Source organism: Streptomyces echinoruber, assembly GCF_014651135.1.
Taxonomy (GTDB): Bacteria; Actinomycetota; Actinomycetes; order Streptomycetales; family Streptomycetaceae; genus Streptomyces; species Streptomyces echinoruber.
The window spans coordinates 1-15352 of record NZ_BMWH01000046.1; the positions used below are offsets into that span (position 1 = coordinate 1).

Annotated in this window: 14 protein-coding genes; 6 read left to right on the plus strand and 8 right to left on the minus strand. The window is 69.4% G+C overall.

The features are described from left to right. Positions 1–87: 87 nt before the first annotated feature. The 4 genes from IE225_RS31190 to IE225_RS31205 all read right to left on the minus strand — a co-directional run bounded on the left by IE225_RS31190 (position 88) and on the right by IE225_RS31205 (position 3897). Positions 88–600, minus strand: coding sequence for an LppU/SCO3897 family protein (locus IE225_RS31190; RefSeq protein WP_190061024.1), 513 nt, complete (start codon positions 598–600; stop codon positions 88–90). A gap of 122 nt (positions 601–722) precedes the next feature. After that, positions 723–1985 (minus strand): MFS transporter, encoded by a 1263-nt coding sequence (locus IE225_RS31195; RefSeq protein ID WP_190061025.1) that lies wholly within the window; start codon positions 1983–1985, stop codon positions 723–725. 76 nt (positions 1986–2061) lie between these two features. Next, the gene (locus tag IE225_RS31200; protein WP_190061026.1) at positions 2062–3144 is read right to left on the minus strand and encodes an inositol-3-phosphate synthase; all 1083 of its coding nucleotides are present in this window, start codon (positions 3142–3144) and stop codon (positions 2062–2064) included. Positions 3145–3189: 45 nt separating this feature from the next. Further along, positions 3190–3897, minus strand: a complete 708-nt coding sequence (locus IE225_RS31205; protein WP_190061027.1) for a PadR family transcriptional regulator — start codon at positions 3895–3897, stop codon at positions 3190–3192. A gap of 375 nt (positions 3898–4272) precedes the next feature. On the opposite strand from IE225_RS31205, the gene IE225_RS31210 reads away from it, so the two are divergent. Continuing rightward, positions 4273–6984 carry a transglycosylase domain-containing protein gene (locus IE225_RS31210; RefSeq protein WP_190061028.1) on the plus strand — a complete coding sequence of 904 codons (2712 nt, stop codon included), beginning with the start codon at positions 4273–4275 and terminating at the stop codon, positions 6982–6984. Positions 6985–7133: 149 nt separating this feature from the next. After that, the gene (locus IE225_RS31215; RefSeq protein ID WP_190061029.1) at positions 7134–8618 is read left to right on the plus strand and encodes a glycosyltransferase family 87 protein; all 1485 of its coding nucleotides are present in this window, start codon (positions 7134–7136) and stop codon (positions 8616–8618) included. A 129-nt stretch (positions 8619–8747) separates the two neighbouring features. Here the strand turns inward: IE225_RS31215 and IE225_RS31220 are convergent, their stop codons facing one another. From IE225_RS31220 to IE225_RS31230, 3 genes are all read right to left on the minus strand, one after another. Beyond that, entirely contained in the window at positions 8748–9779 is a 1032-nt protein-coding gene (locus IE225_RS31220; protein WP_190061030.1) for an alanine racemase, read from the minus strand. Positions 9780–9888: 109 nt separating this feature from the next. Further along, complete coding sequence (gene femX, locus IE225_RS31225) at positions 9889–11010, minus strand: peptidoglycan bridge formation glycyltransferase FemX (protein WP_190061031.1); 1122 nt, start codon at positions 11008–11010, stop codon at positions 9889–9891. 178 nt (positions 11011–11188) lie between these two features. Next, a complete protein-coding gene (locus IE225_RS31230; protein WP_190061032.1) occupies positions 11189–11506 on the minus strand; it encodes a hypothetical protein in 318 nt (105 codons plus the stop codon). Between the two features lie 287 nt (positions 11507–11793). On the opposite strand from IE225_RS31230, the gene rpsF reads away from it, so the two are divergent. The 4 genes from rpsF to rplI all read left to right on the plus strand — a co-directional run bounded on the left by rpsF (position 11794) and on the right by rplI (position 13495). Beyond that, complete coding sequence (rpsF, locus tag IE225_RS31235; RefSeq protein ID WP_190061033.1) at positions 11794–12084, plus strand: 30S ribosomal protein S6; 291 nt, start codon at positions 11794–11796, stop codon at positions 12082–12084. A 76-nt stretch (positions 12085–12160) separates the two neighbouring features. Continuing rightward, on the plus strand, positions 12161–12721 hold the full coding sequence (locus tag IE225_RS31240; RefSeq protein ID WP_190061034.1) for a single-stranded DNA-binding protein: 561 nt from the start codon (positions 12161–12163) through the stop codon (positions 12719–12721). Positions 12722–12793: 72 nt separating this feature from the next. Then, complete coding sequence (gene rpsR, locus IE225_RS31245; RefSeq protein WP_190061035.1) at positions 12794–13030, plus strand: 30S ribosomal protein S18; 237 nt, start codon at positions 12794–12796, stop codon at positions 13028–13030. An 18-nt stretch (positions 13031–13048) separates the two neighbouring features. Continuing rightward, positions 13049–13495 carry a 50S ribosomal protein L9 gene (gene rplI, locus IE225_RS31250; protein WP_190061036.1) on the plus strand — a complete coding sequence of 149 codons (447 nt, stop codon included), beginning with the start codon at positions 13049–13051 and terminating at the stop codon, positions 13493–13495. 125 nt (positions 13496–13620) lie between these two features. Here the strand turns inward: rplI and IE225_RS31255 are convergent, their stop codons facing one another. Further along, positions 13621–14958, minus strand: coding sequence for an MATE family efflux transporter (locus IE225_RS31255; protein ID WP_190061037.1), 1338 nt, complete (start codon positions 14956–14958; stop codon positions 13621–13623). Positions 14959–15352: the final 394 nt, after the last annotated feature.

The window sequence follows — 15352 nt, forward strand, 5'->3', positions numbered from 1 at the left end:
GGGGGCGGTGTTTCACGTGAAACACCGCCCCCCGGCACATCCAGGCGCTTGCGGAGCCGCCGGTCTCCTACTGGCTCCTTTGGCGAGTTACTTGGTCTCCTTCAGACAGAGCACCACGTTGTGGCCGTTGCCGTACTGGTAGTAGGAGATCGTCGCTTCCTTGACGGCTTCGCACTTACTGTCGTCGCTGGTGCCGTCGAACTTCTGGACGACCTTGTACTGGGCCTCGCTGGAGGAGCAGTCGACCTCGTTGAGGTCCGGGTTGGCGGTCGTGCCGTCGTTGTGCATGCACGAGCCCACCGACGTCGTCTCGGCGTCGGTCTCGCTCGCCCACCAGCCGATGCCGAACTTGATGACACCGACGATGATGGCGACGACGATGGCACCGATGATCCGTACCGCCTTCTTGCCCGCCCGGCCGGCCGGACGCGTGGGCGGCGGGACGGGTGCGCCCTGCTGCGGAGGGTAGGGAGCGCCCTGCTGCTGCGGGAACGGCGGGTAGGGCTGCTGCGGCGGAACTCCCGGCTGGGCGGCCTGGTCCACGGGGGCCGTGGGTGCCTGGGCGTACGGGTTCTGGCCGTGGGGCGGCGGAGTAGTCACGTGGGAGTCCCCCTGTGCAGAGAAGAGTGGCGCGTACATGGCGCGTATAAGACGTACGTAAAGTACCGGCCGCCACTGACAACTCTGTAGCCCAGGGAGACTCTGTGGCATTGATGTGACACTTATCGGTGGGCAAACCGCCCCATAGAGATCGCAACCGCTCCGTAGATCGCCGCGACCAGCACCACCAGCAGGGCCGAGCGGCCGTCCGGGGGCAGGACCAGGGCGGAGAGCGCGGCCGCGCCGACGAAGGCGACGTTGAACAGGACGTCGTAGACGGAGAAGATCCGGCCACGGAAGCCGTCGGCCACCGAGGACTGCACCACCGTGTCCGTGGCGATCTTCGTGCCCTGTGTGGTGAGACCCAGGACGAAGGCCGCCAGCAGCAGCGGGACGACGGCGAAGGACAGGCCCAGGGCGGGTTCCAGCACCGCGGCGCACGCCGCGCAGACCACGATCCAGCGCGTCGGTCCGAGCCGGCCCGCCGCCCAGGGCGTCACCACGGCCGCCGCGAAGAACCCGGCACCCGAGACCCCCAGCGCCAGTCCCAGCAGGCGCAGCCCCTCCTGAGGCGTCGACGTCAGGCCGTAGCGGCACAGCATCAGCAGCAGGACCGTCAGCGCGCCGTAGCAGAACCGCACCAGCGTCATCGAGGCCAGCGCGCGGGCGGCCGCACGTCGCCCCGGCTCGGCCAGATGGCGCACTCCGGCCGCCATGCCGCGCGCGGTACCGGCGAACGCGGCGGCAAGGCGGGGCGGCACCGACTCCTCGTCCGGCCCGAGCAGCCGCGGCGGCACGCGCAGGGCGGCCAGCGCCGCGGCGAGGTACAACGCGGCGCCCACCAGGACCACGGCGACGTCGGAGTCCGCCGCCACCAGCCGCACGGCGAACGCCAGGCCCCCGCCCGCCGTGGCCGCGAGCGTGCCGGCGGTGGGGGTGACCGAGTTGGCCAGCACCAGCCGCGGGGCGTCCACCACTCGCGGCAGCGAGGCGGACAGGCCCGCCAGGACGAAGCGGTTGACACCGGTGACGCACAGCGCGGAGACGTAGAACAGCCAGTCGGGGACGGCGGCGGCCATCAGCAGCGCCGTCGCGGACGCCATCGCGGCGCGCAGCAGGTTGCCGTACAGGAAGACCTGGCGGCGCCGCCAGCGGTCCAGCAGGACACCGGCGAAGGGGCCGACCAGGGAGTAGGGGAGCAGCAGCACCGCCATCGCGGAGGCGATGGCGGCCGGCGAGGTCTGCCTCTCCGGGGAGAAGACGACGTACGCGGCGAGCGCGACCTGGTAGACGCCGTCGGCACCCTGGGAGAGCAGCCGGATCGCCAGCAGGTGCCGGAAGCCGCGGAAGCGGAGCAGGACGCGCAGGTCGCGGACGACGGGCATGGAAGAGAGCCTCACCTACGCGGGTCCCCGGGCCGTGCGACCCGGGGACCCTCAACAGGCCGTGGACGGATGGGCCCTAGCGCTCGACCTCGCCGCGGATGAACTTCTCCACGTTCTCGCGGGCCACGTCGTCCGAGTACTGCACCGGCGGGGACTTCATGAAGTACGAGGACGCGGACAGGATCGGGCCGCCGATGCCCCGGTCCTTGGCGATCTTCGCGGCGCGCAGGGCGTCGATGATGACGCCGGCGGAGTTCGGGGAGTCCCAGACCTCCAGCTTGTACTCCAGGTTCAGCGGCACGTCGCCGAAGGCGCGGCCCTCCAGACGGACGTAGGCCCACTTGCGGTCGTCCAGCCAGGCGACGTAGTCGGACGGGCCGATGTGGACGTTCTTCTCGCCGAGGTCGCGGTCGGGGATCTGCGAGGTGACCGCCTGCGTCTTGGAGATCTTCTTGGACTCCAGGCGCTCGCGCTCGAGCATGTTCTTGAAGTCCATGTTGCCGCCGACGTTCAGCTGCATCGTGCGGTCCAGGATGACGCCCCGGTCCTCGAACAGCTTCGCCAGCACACGGTGCGTGATGGTGGCGCCGACCTGCGACTTGATGTCGTCGCCGACGATCGGCACGCCGGCCTCGGTGAACTTGTCGGCCCACTCCTTGGTGCCGGCGATGAAGACCGGCAGGGCGTTGACGAAGGCGACCTTGGCGTCGATGGCGCACTGGGCGTAGAACTTCGCCGCCTCCTCGGAACCCACCGGGAGGTAGCAGACCAGGACGTCGACCTGCTTGTCCTTGAGGACCTGGACGACGTCGACCGGCTCCTCCGGGGACTCCTCGATGGTGGCGCGGTAGTACTTGCCGAGGCCGTCGAGGGTGTGGCCGCGCTGGACCGTCACGCCGGTGCGGGGCACGTCGCAGATCTTGATGGTGTTGTTCTCGGAGGCGCCGATGGCGTCCGCGAGGTCGAGACCCACCTTCTTGGCGTCGACGTCGAACGCGGCGACGAACTCCACGTCACCGACGTGGTAGTCCCCGAACTGGACGTGCATCAGGCCGGGGACCTTGGTCGCCGGGTCGGCGTCCTTGTAGTACTCGACTCCCTGCACCAGCGATGCGGCGCAGTTGCCCACGCCGACGATGGCTACGCGAACCGAACCCATTCAGGTTGCTCCCTGTGTGTACGAGTGAGGCCCTCGATCCGGGTCTCACGTGGTGGTGTCGTCGGGCGTATCCGGCCGGGGCGCGTCCCCCGGCCGGGGCAGGCCGCCCGTCGCTCCATATGTGCTGTCCCGCGAGGCGGGCCCGGTCTCCCCGGTTTTTCCGGTCCCCCGGGCGCGGGTGTCCCGGAGGTCCCGCCCGGCCCGCTCGCTCTCGATGAGCTCGTTCAGCCAGCGCACTTCGCGCTCCACGGACTCCATCCCGTGGCGCTGGAGCTCGAGGGTGTAGTCGTCGAGGCGCTCCCTGGTGCGCGCCAGCGAGGCGCGCATCTTCTCCAGGCGCTCCTCCAGGCGGCTGCGGCGGCCCTCCAGGACGCGCATCCGCACGTCGCGCGAGGTCTGCCCGAAGAAGGCGAACCGTGCGGCGAAGTGCTCGTCCTCGTACGCGTCCGGGCCGGTCTGCGAGAGCAGCTCTTCGAAGCGCTCCTTACCCTCCGCCGTCAACCTGTAGACGATCTTCGCGCGACGTCCTGCGAGAGAAGCGGCGAGGGCGTCGTCGCCGGCGTCGCCCGTCTCCTCGGTCAACCAGCCGTTTGCGACCAGCGTCTTGAGGCACGGGTAGAGCGTTCCGTAACTGAACGCACGGAACACACCCAGTGATGTGTTGAGTCGTTTGCGCAGCTCATAGCCGTGCATCGGGGACTCGCGGAGCAGGCCGAGCACGGCGAACTCGAGTATCCCGGAGCGCCGGCCCATCGTCGCCTCCTCTCTGCCGCGGACGTGCCGTGACGGTCACTATGTCGCGCTGATGTATCGACTCGATACATCCAGACGATAGAACGGGCTTCCGGGTGCGACAAGAGGGGGGAGGGTGAACGGGATCACATCGCCGATTCGTTGGAAGCGAGTTGCCTGGTTTGGGGTGAAGTTCGGTCATCGGCGCGTTTTGGCGGTGCGTAGTCTGTGCGCCATGCACACCACCGGGAACCGAGTGACAGGGGAGCGCGTCCTGGTCCTCGGTGCAGTACGGGTGAATGCGGGCACGACCGCGTCCGTACTTCGGGGGGACCGGGAAACCAGCCGCCGTTTCCAGGCGCGCAAGGGTGCGCCTGCCCGAGGAGTAGTCGTTCGATGAGCGAGCACCGTCGCAAACCGCCGCAGCCGCAGGGTGGCGGGCGTGCCGCTGCCCGACGCGGCCAGTCCGGCTCCGGCCGCCGTGCGGCACCGCTAGGCGACACGGGGTCCCCCGCCGACTCCTACGGAGCCGGGGCCGGTTCGAGCTCCTACGGCTCGTCCGCCTACGGCCCGCAGGAACAGGCGCGCCCGTACGGGGGGCGCGCCGAAGCCCGGCGGGCGGCGCAGAGAGGCGGCAGCCGGCGCAGAGCGGCCGACCCGGGCCGCCGCGGCGGCCCGGGCGGACCGAACGGTCCCGGACGCGGCCGGGGGCGCACGGCTCCCCCGGCCGGCCGGCGTTTCATCGACTACCCGCGCGCGGACCGGTACGGCTGGCGGCGCTGGGTGCCGTCGTGGAAGCTCATGGCCGGCCTGTTCATCGGGTTCATGGGGAGCCTGATGGTGGCGGCGGGGATCGGGTACGCCATGGTGGGCGTCCCCCAGCTCGCCAAGACGGCGACCGCGCAGAACAACGTCTACTACTGGGCCGACGGCTCGCAGATGGTGGCCACGGGCGGCGAGAGGAACCGCCAGATCGTCAACCTCTCGCAGATCCCCAAGGCGATGCAGTGGGCGGTCATCTCGCAGGAGAACAGGACCTTCTACAGCGACAGCGGCGTCGACCCGAAGGGCATCGCCCGTGCCGTGTTCAACATGGCCCGCGGCGGCCAGGTGCAGGGCGGTTCCACCATCACCCAGCAGTACGTCAAGAACGCCATGCTGGACGACCAGTCGCAGACGATCTCCCGGAAGCTGAAGGAGATCTTCGTCGCGATCAAGGTGGGCACCAAGGTCCCCAAGGACAAGATCCTCGAGGGCTACCTGAACTCCGCCTACTACGGCCGCGGCGCCTACGGCATCCAGGCGGCCGCGCAGGCGTACTTCAACAAGAACGCCAAGGACCTCAACGCGGGTGAGTGCGCCTTCCTCTCGGCGATGCTCAAGGGCGCCACCTACTACGACCCGGCGGGTGCGACCTCCCTCGACCCGACGGCCACCGCCCAGGCCAACCAGAAGCGCGCGCTGGCCCAGATGCAGGACACGCTCGACAAGATGGTCAAGTACGGCCATCTCAGCGCTCAGGAGCGGGCCAGGTACACCACGCTCCCCAAGTGGAAGAACCCGCGCTCCAATACCGCGCTCAGCGGCCAGATCGGCTACCTCGTCGACCTGGCCAACAGCTACCTGGTCACGCACAGCGAGACGACGGGGATCACGCAGAACAAGCTCCAGCTGGGCGGCCTGTCGATCTACACCACCTTCGACAAGAAGAAGGTCAACGAGCTCGAGAAGGCCGTGACGAAGGTCCGGAAGGCCAACATCGACCCCAAGAAACGCCCGAAGACCGACACCTACGTCCAGTTCGGCGGCGCCTCGGTGGATCCGGCCAACGGTGCCATCAGGGCCATCTACGGCGGTGAGGACGCCACCAAGCACTTCACCAACAACGCCGATGTGACGGGTGCGCAGGTGGGTTCCACCTTCAAGCCGTTCGTTCTCGCGGCGGCGATGAAGTGGGGCGTGCGCAACCCCCATCTCAAACCGTTCCAGGCGCAGGACGAGCGCACCCTCGTCTCCCCCAAGAGCCTCTACAGCGGCCAGAACAAGCTCAAGATCAGGGAGTACGACCACACCGTCTGGAAGAACGAGAAGGGCGAGGAGTGGTTGCAGACCAATGACGGCGGGGAGTCCTACGGCACGCCGCCCAAGTACCTGATCGACCTGCGCACCGCGATGCAGTTCTCGGTGAACTCCGCGTACGTCCAGCTCGGCATGGACGTGGGCCTGGACAAGGTCAAGGAGACCGCGCTGAGTGCCGGGCTGCTGGAGAGCAGTCTGACGGGCACCAACTACCCGTCCTTCTCCATCGGCATCTCCGACCCCAGCGCCATCCGCATGGCGGGTGCGTACGCCACCTTCGCCGACCGCGGCAAGCAGAACGACCCGTTCTCCGTCCAGAAGGTCCTGGACAAGGACGGAGTGGTCTTCAAGCACCGGACGCAGACCAAGCAGGCCTTCGACGCGAAGGTGGCCGACAACGTCACCGACGTGCTGAAGACCGTGGTCGAGAAGGGCACCGGCACCAGCGCCAAGCTGCCCGGCCGGGACGTCGCCGGCAAGACCGGTACCACCGACGGCAACAGGTCCGCGTGGTTCGTCGGCTACACGCCGCAGCTGTCCACCGCGATCAGCATGTTCCGGCTGGACGACAACGAGAACAGCAAGTCCCGGACCTTCCTGGAGATGTACGGGACGGGTGGCCAGGAGAAGATCCACGGCGCCTCGTTCCCGGCGGAGATCTGGCACGACTACATGGCGGAGGCGCTGAAGAACGAGCCGGTGGAAAGGTTCCACACCCCGGAGCCCATCGGTGAGGTCGTCAACGCCCAGCCGAGCCCGACGCCCACGCCGTCGGCGACGCCGTCCGAGACGGAGAGCCCGACGCCGTCTCCGACGCCGAGCGAGACCGTCACGTCCCCGACGCCGTCTCCGACGCCGAGCCAGACCTGCGGCTTCTTCGGCTGCAACGGCAACGGCAACGGGAACGGCAACGGCGGCACCACCGACGGAGGCACCACGCCGACGCCGACGGACACGAGCACCGAGACCGTCGGCGGAAACACCCGGGGCAACGGCAACGGGGGCTTCTTCGGAGGCACGACCGGCTGACCGGACCGCGCACGCCGGGGCGTTTCACGTGAAACGTCCCGGGCCGAGCGGGGGACATCCCGGCGTTCCACGTGAAACGAGGGCCGCCGCACCCACCAGGTGCGGCGGCCCTCGACGTGTTCCCCGGCGCGTACGGCAGGATGTGCCCCATGCCCAGTGCAGAATCGACGCCCGCGAGCGTGCAGGAGCCGGAGCCGGTGACGCCGACCCGGGAGGACGAGATCGCCGCCGCCGGCAGTGAGCTGATCGGCGGCCCGATGGGGCGGCGCGCCCTGTTCGGGACGTCCTGGTGGACCCCGGTCCGGGTGGTCGCACTCGTGGCGGTCGGCATGTTCGCACTCGGCCTGGTCCAGAAGGCGCCCTGCTACGACGGCGGCTGGTTCTTCGGAGCGAGCTCGCAGTACACGCACGCCTGCTACTCGGACATCCCGCACCTGTACACCGGCCGGGGCTTCGCCGACGGCAAGGTGCCGTACTTCGACAAGCTCCCCGGCGACATGGACTACCTCGAGTACCCGGTGCTCACCGGCGTGTTCATGGAGGTCGCCGCCTGGCTCACCCCGGGCAGCGGCAGCCTCCAGCACCAGGAGCAGTGGTACTGGATGGCCAACGCCGGGATGCTGATGGTCTGCGCGGTCGTCATCGCCGTGTGCGTCTCCCGCACACACGCCCGGCGCCCCTGGGACGGCCTGCTCGTCGCGCTGGCCCCCGCCTTCGCCCTGACCGCCACCATCAACTGGGACCTGCTGGCGGGCGCCCTGACCGCCGCCGCGCTGCTGATGTGGTCGCGCCGCCGGCCCCTGGCGTTCGGCGTCCTGCTGGGCCTGGCCACGGCCGCCAAGCTCTACCCCGTCTTCCTGCTCGGCCCGCTGCTGGTGCTGTGCTGGCGGGCCGGCAGGTGGCGGGCGTACGGCGCCGCGGTCGCCGGTGCGGTGGTCTCCTGGCTCGTGGTGAACCTGCCGGTGATGCTCTTCGCCTTCGACGGCTGGTCGAAGTTCTACCGCTTCAGCCAGGAGCGCGGTGTCGACTTCGGCTCCTTCTGGCTGATCCTGGCGCAGAACTCCAGCGACCCGCTGACCACCGACACCGTCAACACCCTGGCCACCCTGCTGATGCTGCTGTGCTGCGCCGGCATCGCGGTGCTCGCCCTGACCGCCCCGCGCCGCCCGCGCTTCGCCCAGCTGGCGTTTTTGATCGTGGCCGCCTTCATCGTCACCAACAAGGTCTACTCGCCGCAGTACGTCCTGTGGCTGGTGCCGCTGGCGGCGCTCGCCCGGCCCAAGTGGCGCGACTTCCTGATCTGGCAGGCGTGCGAGGTGGCGTACTTCCTCGGCATCTGGATGTACCTCGCGTACACCACCAGCGGCAACGCCCACAAGGGGCTGCCGACCGAGGGCTACCACTGGGCCATCGCGGTGCACCTGCTGGGCACGCTCTTCCTGTGCGCCGTCGTCGTGCGGGACGTCCTCATGCCCGAGCGGGACGTCGTACGGCTCTCCGGCGACGACGATCCCTCCGGCGGGGTCCTCGACGGGGCGGCGGACGTGTTCGTCCTCGGCCCGGCGGCCCGCCTGGCGCGGCACGCGGCGCACGCGGAGGAAGGACCCGCGGTGGAGTGGGGCGGCCGCGGCTGACCGCCGGGACGGCCACCAGGGGCACCACACATGCGCGAAGGGCCGTACACGGACCGGTTTTCTCCGTGTACGGCCCTTCGCGCAGCCGTGGAGCCTCAAGAAGCCTCAGAGGCCGTGTGTCGGGTGTCCTCAGCGGTCCACGAGCCGGTCGTACTGGGTGGTGGTGTGCCGCAGGTGGGCCACCAGTTCGTCGCCGACCTTCGGCTCGGGTGCGTCCGCGGGGATGAACAGGATCGAGACCTGCATGTGCGGCGGTTCCGCGAACCAGCGCTGCTTGCCCGCCCAGACGAACGGGGAGAGGTTGCGGTTGACGGTGGCCAGGCCGGCGCGGGCGACGCCCTTGGCGCGCGGCATGACGCCGTGCATGGCCTTCGGGGCCTCCAGGCCCACGCCGTGCGAGGTGCCGCCGGCCACGACGACCAGGAAGCCGTCGGAGGCGGCCTTCTGCTGCCGGTAGCCGAACCGGTCGCCCTTGGAGACGCGGGTGACGTCCAGGACCGCGCCGCGGTACTCGGTCGCCTCGTGGTCGCCCAGCCACAGCCGCGTGCCGATGCGGGCGCGGAACCGGGTCTGCGGGAACTGCTGCTGCAGGCGCTGCAGCTCCTCGGCCTTGAGGTGGCTGACGAACATGGTGTGCAGCGGCAGCCGGGCCGCGCGCAGCCGGTCCATCCAGGCGATGACCTCCTCCACGGCGTCGGAGCCGTCGGTGCGGTCCAGCGGCAGGTGGATGGCGAAGCCCTCCAGACGGACGTTCTCTATCGCCGCGTGCAGCTGCGGCAGGTCCTGTTCCAGCACGCCGTGCCGCTTCATCGAGGACATCACCTCGATGACCACGCGGGCGCCGACGAGGCCGTACACGCCGTCCACGGACGACACCGAGCGCACCACCCGGTCGGGCAGCGGCACCGGTTCCTCGCCGCGCCGGTAGGGGGTGAGCACCAGCAGGTCACCGCTGAAGAAGTCCTTGATCCGCGCGGCCTCGTAGGTCGTGCCGACGGCGAGGAGGTCGGCCCCCAGCCGTGTGGCCTCCTCCGCCAGCCGCTCGTGCCCGAAGCCGTAACCGTTGCCCTTGCAGACCGGGACCAGCCCCGGGAACTGCTCCTGCACGTGCTTGTGGTGCGCCCGCCAGCGCGCGGTGTCGACGTAGAGCGTGAGCGCCATGGCCGGACCAGGAACCTTTCTCGTGCCTGCGGTGTGTCAGGGGTGTGGGAGTACGAGGAGTACTTCGGGTGCGAAGGATACGAGGGGTATGGAAGCAGAAAACCCGAGATCAACGGCGCGACATGTAGATGTCGAGCGCCTTGTGGAGCAGTTTGTTCAGCGGGAAGTCCCACTCGCCGAGGTACTCGGCGGCCTGCCCGCCCGTGCCCACCTTGAACTGGATCAGACCGAAGAGGTGGTCGGTCTCGTCCAGTGAGTCGGAGATGCCACGCAGGTCGTAGACGGTCGCGCCGAGCGCGTAGGCGTCGCGCAGCATCCGCCACTGCATCGCGTTCGAGGGCCGCACCTCGCGGCCGATGTTGTCGGAGGCGCCGTAGGAGTACCACACGTGCCCGCCGACGATCAGCATGGTCGCGGCGGCCAGGTTCACGCCGTTGTGCCGGGCGAAGTACAGCCGCATGCGGTTGGGGTCCTCGCTGTTGAGGGCCGTCCACATGCGCTGGAAGTACGACAGCGGACGCGGCCGGAAGTGGTCGCGCACGGCCGTGATCTCGTACAGCCGCTGCCACTCGGGCAGGTCGTCGTAGCCGCCCTGGACGACCTCGACGCCGGCCTTCTCGGCCTTCTTGATGTTGCGCCGCCACAGCTGGTTGAAGTTCTTGTGCACCTCTTCCAGAGAACGGTTGGCGAGCGGCACCTGGAAGACGTAGCGGGGCTGGACGTCGCCGAAGCCGGCGCCGCCGTCCTCGCCCTGCTGCCAGCCCATCCGGCGCAGCTTGTCGGCGACCTCGAAGGCGCGCGGCTCGATGAAGTCGGCTTCCAGGTCGCGCAGGCGCTTGACGTCCGGGTCCTGGATGCCCCGCTTGATGGTCTCGGCGTTCCAGCGCCGGATGATGACCGGCGGGCCCATCTTCACCGAGAAGGCGCCCTGCTGCTTCAGGTGCGCCAGCATCGGCTCGATCCACTCCTGCAGATTCGGCGCGAACCAGTTGATGACCGGTCCCTCGGGCAGGTAGGCGAGGTAGCGCTTGATCTTGGGCAGCTGGCGGTACAGGACCAGGCCGACGCCGACCAGCTCACCGGTGCGGTCGTCGAACCAGCCGAGGTTCTCCGACCTCCACTCCGCCTTCACGTCCGCCCAGGCCGGGACCTGCATGTGGCTCGCCGCGGGCAGGCTCTGGATGTAGGCCAGATGCTGCTCTCGACTGATGGTCCTCAGGGTCAGGCTCATTCGGGGCGCTCCTCGGGCTGGCGTGTCCCCCATGGGTACAGGGGTTCCGGCTCTCGCGCCGAAGCCTACTGCGCCCGGGGGGCGCCCCGGTCGGCCGCACGCGACCTCCGCCCCGGTCAGGGCCGCCGGGGCGCTGGGTTCTGTGAAGGAGAAGTGTCAGGCGAACGGTGCCCGTGGCTCAGCTGATGATCCCGCCGAAGAGTCCGCCGTGCGCCATGCCGAGGAAGAAGCCGACCCCCGCCGCGCCCAGGCCCAGGATCAGGCCGAAACGTTCGCGGGTCGTCTCCGAGATCCACTGGCCGTAGGCACCGGTGAGGATGCCCACCAGACCGGCCCAGGAGCTCAGCAGGTGCAGGCTGCTCGAGGCCAGTGCCGTGACGAAGGCCGTCAGGCCCAGCGCCAGGGTCACCACGAGCAGCGTGGCCTGGAGCGGATGGGGCCTGCCGTCGGTGGCGAAGAGGCCTCCGGTGTTGGGTCGTCGCAATGCTTGTGCCATGGGGCACCTCCTGCGAAGGACGGCGCATAGTAGCGCCTTACATACCCGATGTGTACAGATTGGCGGGGACCGCGGACGGATTTCAACCGGTAGCGGGTGTACGGGTACTCTGTAAAGTCTGCATCGGTGTCTGCCCCGGGTGCGTCAAGGAGCGCCCGGTGATTCCGCCTGCTGGCCCCCGTTGTCAGTGGCGCCTGCTTTACTTGCAGACGCTGGTGCGTACGCATCGCAACCCTCCTGCCACGGAACGACCGTGGCCGTTGAGTCCAGAGGAGGTGGGTTTCCACATGCGTCACTACGAGGTGATGGTCATCCTCGACCCCGATCTCGAGGAGCGCGCTGTCTCCCCGCTGATCGAGAACTTCCTCTCCGTCGTCCGCAACGGCGGCGGGAAGGTCGAGAAGGTCGACACCTGGGGCCGTCGTCGTCTCGCGTACGAGATCAAGAAGAAGCCCGAGGGCATCTACTCGGTCATCGACCTGCAGGCCGAGCCCGCGGTCGTCAAGGAGCTCGACCGTCAGATGAACCTGAACGAGTCGGTTCTCCGGACCAAGGTCATCCGCCCCGAGACCCACTGAGCCCCACCGCTCAGCGCACTCGGGACTTCTGAGTAGCAAGCCAGCAGCCAGAGCACACCCCGCCGAGAGGTTCCCCATGGCAGGCGAGACCGTCATCACGGTCATCGGCAATCTTGTCGACGACCCCGAGCTGCGCTTCACCCCTTCCGGTGCGGCGGTCGCGAAGTTCCGCGTCGCGTCCACGCCCCGCACCTTCGATCGTCAGACCAACGAGTGGAAGGACGGCGAGAGCCTCTTCCTGACCTGCTCGGTCTGGCGGCAGGCGGCGGAGAACGTCGCCGAGTCGCTGCAGCGCGGCATGCGCGTCATCGTGCAGGGCCGCCTCAAGCAGCGGTCCTACGAGGACCGGGAGGGCATCAAGCGCACGGTCTATGAGCTGGACGTCGACGAGGTCGGCCCCAGCCTGCGCAACGCGACGGCCAAGGTCACCAAGACCACCGGTCGCGGCGGCCAGGGCGGCTACGGCGGCGGAGGCGGCCAGGGCGGCGGCTGGGGCGGTGGCCCCGGCGGCGGTCAGGGCGGTGCTCCGGCCGACGACCCGTGGGCGACCGGCGCTCCCGCCGGCGGCCAGGGCGGTGGCGGCTGGGGCGGCGGCTCCGGCGGCGGTGGCGGCTACTCGGACGAGCCCCCCTTCTAGGCCCCGGTCCGTCACGACCGGGTCGGAGGGCGGGGCCGTACCCCAACTTCTTGATCACACAGGAGAAACACCATGGCGAAGCCGCCTGTGCGCAAGCCGAAGAAGAAGGTTTGCACGTTCTGCAAGGACAAGATCGCGTACGTGGACTACAAGGACACGAACATGCTGCGGAAGTTCATCTCCGACCGCGGCAAGATTCGTGCCCGTCGCGTGACCGGCAACTGCACGCAGCACCAGCGTGACGTCGCCACGGCCGTCAAGAACAGCCGTGAGATGGCGCTGCTGCCCTACACCTCCACCGCGCGCTAAGGGAAGGGTGACCGACTCATGAAGATCATCCTCACCCACGAGGTCTCCGGCCTCGGCGCGGCGGGCGATGTCGTCGAGGTCAAGGACGGCTACGCCCGCAACTACCTGATCCCGCGCAAGCTGGCGATCCGGTGGACCAAGGGCGGCCAGAAGGACGTCGAGCAGATCCGCCGGGCCCGCAAGATCCACGAGATCCAGACCATCGAGCAGGCCAACCAGATCAAGGCCCAGCTCGAGGGCGTGAAGGTCCGCCTGGCCGTTCGCTCCGGCGAGTCCGGCCGCCTCTTCGGTTCCGTCACCCCGGCCGACATCGCCTCGGCGATCAAGGCCGCCGGCGGTCCCGAGGTCGACAAGCGCCGTATCGAGCTCGGCGCGCCGATCAAGACCCTGGGCGCCCACGAGACGTCCGTGCGTCTGCACCCCGAGGTTGCCGCCAAGGTCAACGTCGAGGTCGTCGCGGCCTGAGCACCGCGTCCGGCTCGAGGAGTTGAGACTCCAGGAGCCGAGAGGGGCCGCACCCGTTGTCCGGGTGCGGCCCCTTCGCTTTCGCCGTCGGCCGTGTGTTCCACGTGAAACGTCCGGCTTCACCGTCAGCGCGTGGCGCCGGTGACGACCCAGCGGCCCGAGCGGGAACGCAGCCACAGAGTCAGCATCCGGACCGTCATCATCAGCGTCATGGCACCCCACAGCGCGGCGAGCCCTCCGCCGAGCACCGGCACGAGCAGGGCGGCCGGGGTGAACACCGCCAGCGTCAGCAGCATCGCCCCGGCCAGATACGGCCCGTCGCCCGCGCCCATGAGCACTCCGTCCAGCACGAAGACGACGCCGCAGACCGGCTGGGAGACCGCCACCAGCACCAGCGCGGGCAACGCGGTCTCCCGCACGCCGACGTCGTCCGTGAACAGCGGCAGGAACAGCGGGCGTGTCGCGATCACGAGCAGGCCGAGTGCGGCACCGACCGCGATGCCCCACTGCACCATGCGCCGGCAGGCGTCCCGGGCACCACGGGCGTCCTCCGCACCCAGGTACCGCCCGATGATCGCCTGCCCCGCGATCGCGATGGCGTCGAGCGCGAACGCCAGCAGGTTCCACAGGGACAGGATGATCTGGTGGGCGGCGATGTCGGCGTCCCCGAGCCGGGCGGCGACGGCCGTGGCGATCATGAGGATGGCACGCAGGGAGAGCGTTCGCACAAGCAGTGGTATCCCGGCGCGCGCCGAGGCCCGGATCCCGGCCGCGTCCGGGCGCAGCGACGCACCGTACCGGTGAGCGCCGCGCACGACCACGATGAGGTAGGCGGCGGCCATGCCGCACTGCGCCGTGACCGTGCCCCAGGCGGAGCCGGCGATGCCCAGACCGGCGCCGTAGACGAGACCCGCGTTCAGCGCGGCGTTGGCGACGAAACCCGCGACGGCCACCCGGAGGGGAGTCCTGGTGTCCTGCAGTCCGCGCAGGACACCGGTGGCGGCCAGGACAACGAGCATCGCGGGGATGCCGAGGGCGGAGATCCGCAGGTACGTCGTCGCGTAGGGGGCCGCAGTGGCGGAGGCGCCGAAGAGGCCGACCAGGCCGGGAGCGGTGGGCAGTACGACCGCGATGACGGCCGCCCCGAGCAGCAGCGCGAGCCACACGCCGTCCATGCCCTGCCGCAGCGCCGCCGGGAGGTCCCCGGCGCCGACGCGGCGGGCGACGGCCGCCGTGGTGCCGTAGGCGAGGAAGACGAAGACGCTGACGGCGGTCGTCAGCAGGGCCGAGGCGACGCCGAGTCCGGCGAGCTGTGCGGTGCCGAGATGGCCGACGATCGCGCTGTCGGCGAGCACGAAGAGGGGCTCGGCGACGAGCGCGCCGAAGGCCGGGACGGCGAGCGCGACGATCTCCCGGTCGTGTCGGCGCAGGGCGGCTGCGGGGCAGGCGGGGGCCGATGTCATGGCCGTCAATCTAATCGTCCACAGGTAATAGCCGCAATCGGCAGTGGATCCTTACTTTCCGTCTCGCCCCGTGTGCTCTCGCGTACCGTTCGAAGCGATCTTGGGCCGGCTGGGCAAGTTTTTCTTCTGCACAGCCGGTGGACTGAGAATCCGCAGGTCACATGCGCTTTCTGGGTGACGTCGAAGTCTTGTTCACAGGCCTGTCCACCGGCTCGTGCACAGGTTTCGCGGAGTTCTCCACAGCATCGGGGCCGTCGTCCACATGGCCTGTGGATAACCAGGTTGGCTGGTGGTGCCCGTGGGCCTACCGTGGTCCGGCGCCCGCTCCGCACGCCGGTGGCAGACCGGGTGGGAAACCCCCGCAAAAACGGCACGCCTCAGTCGGAGTCGGGCC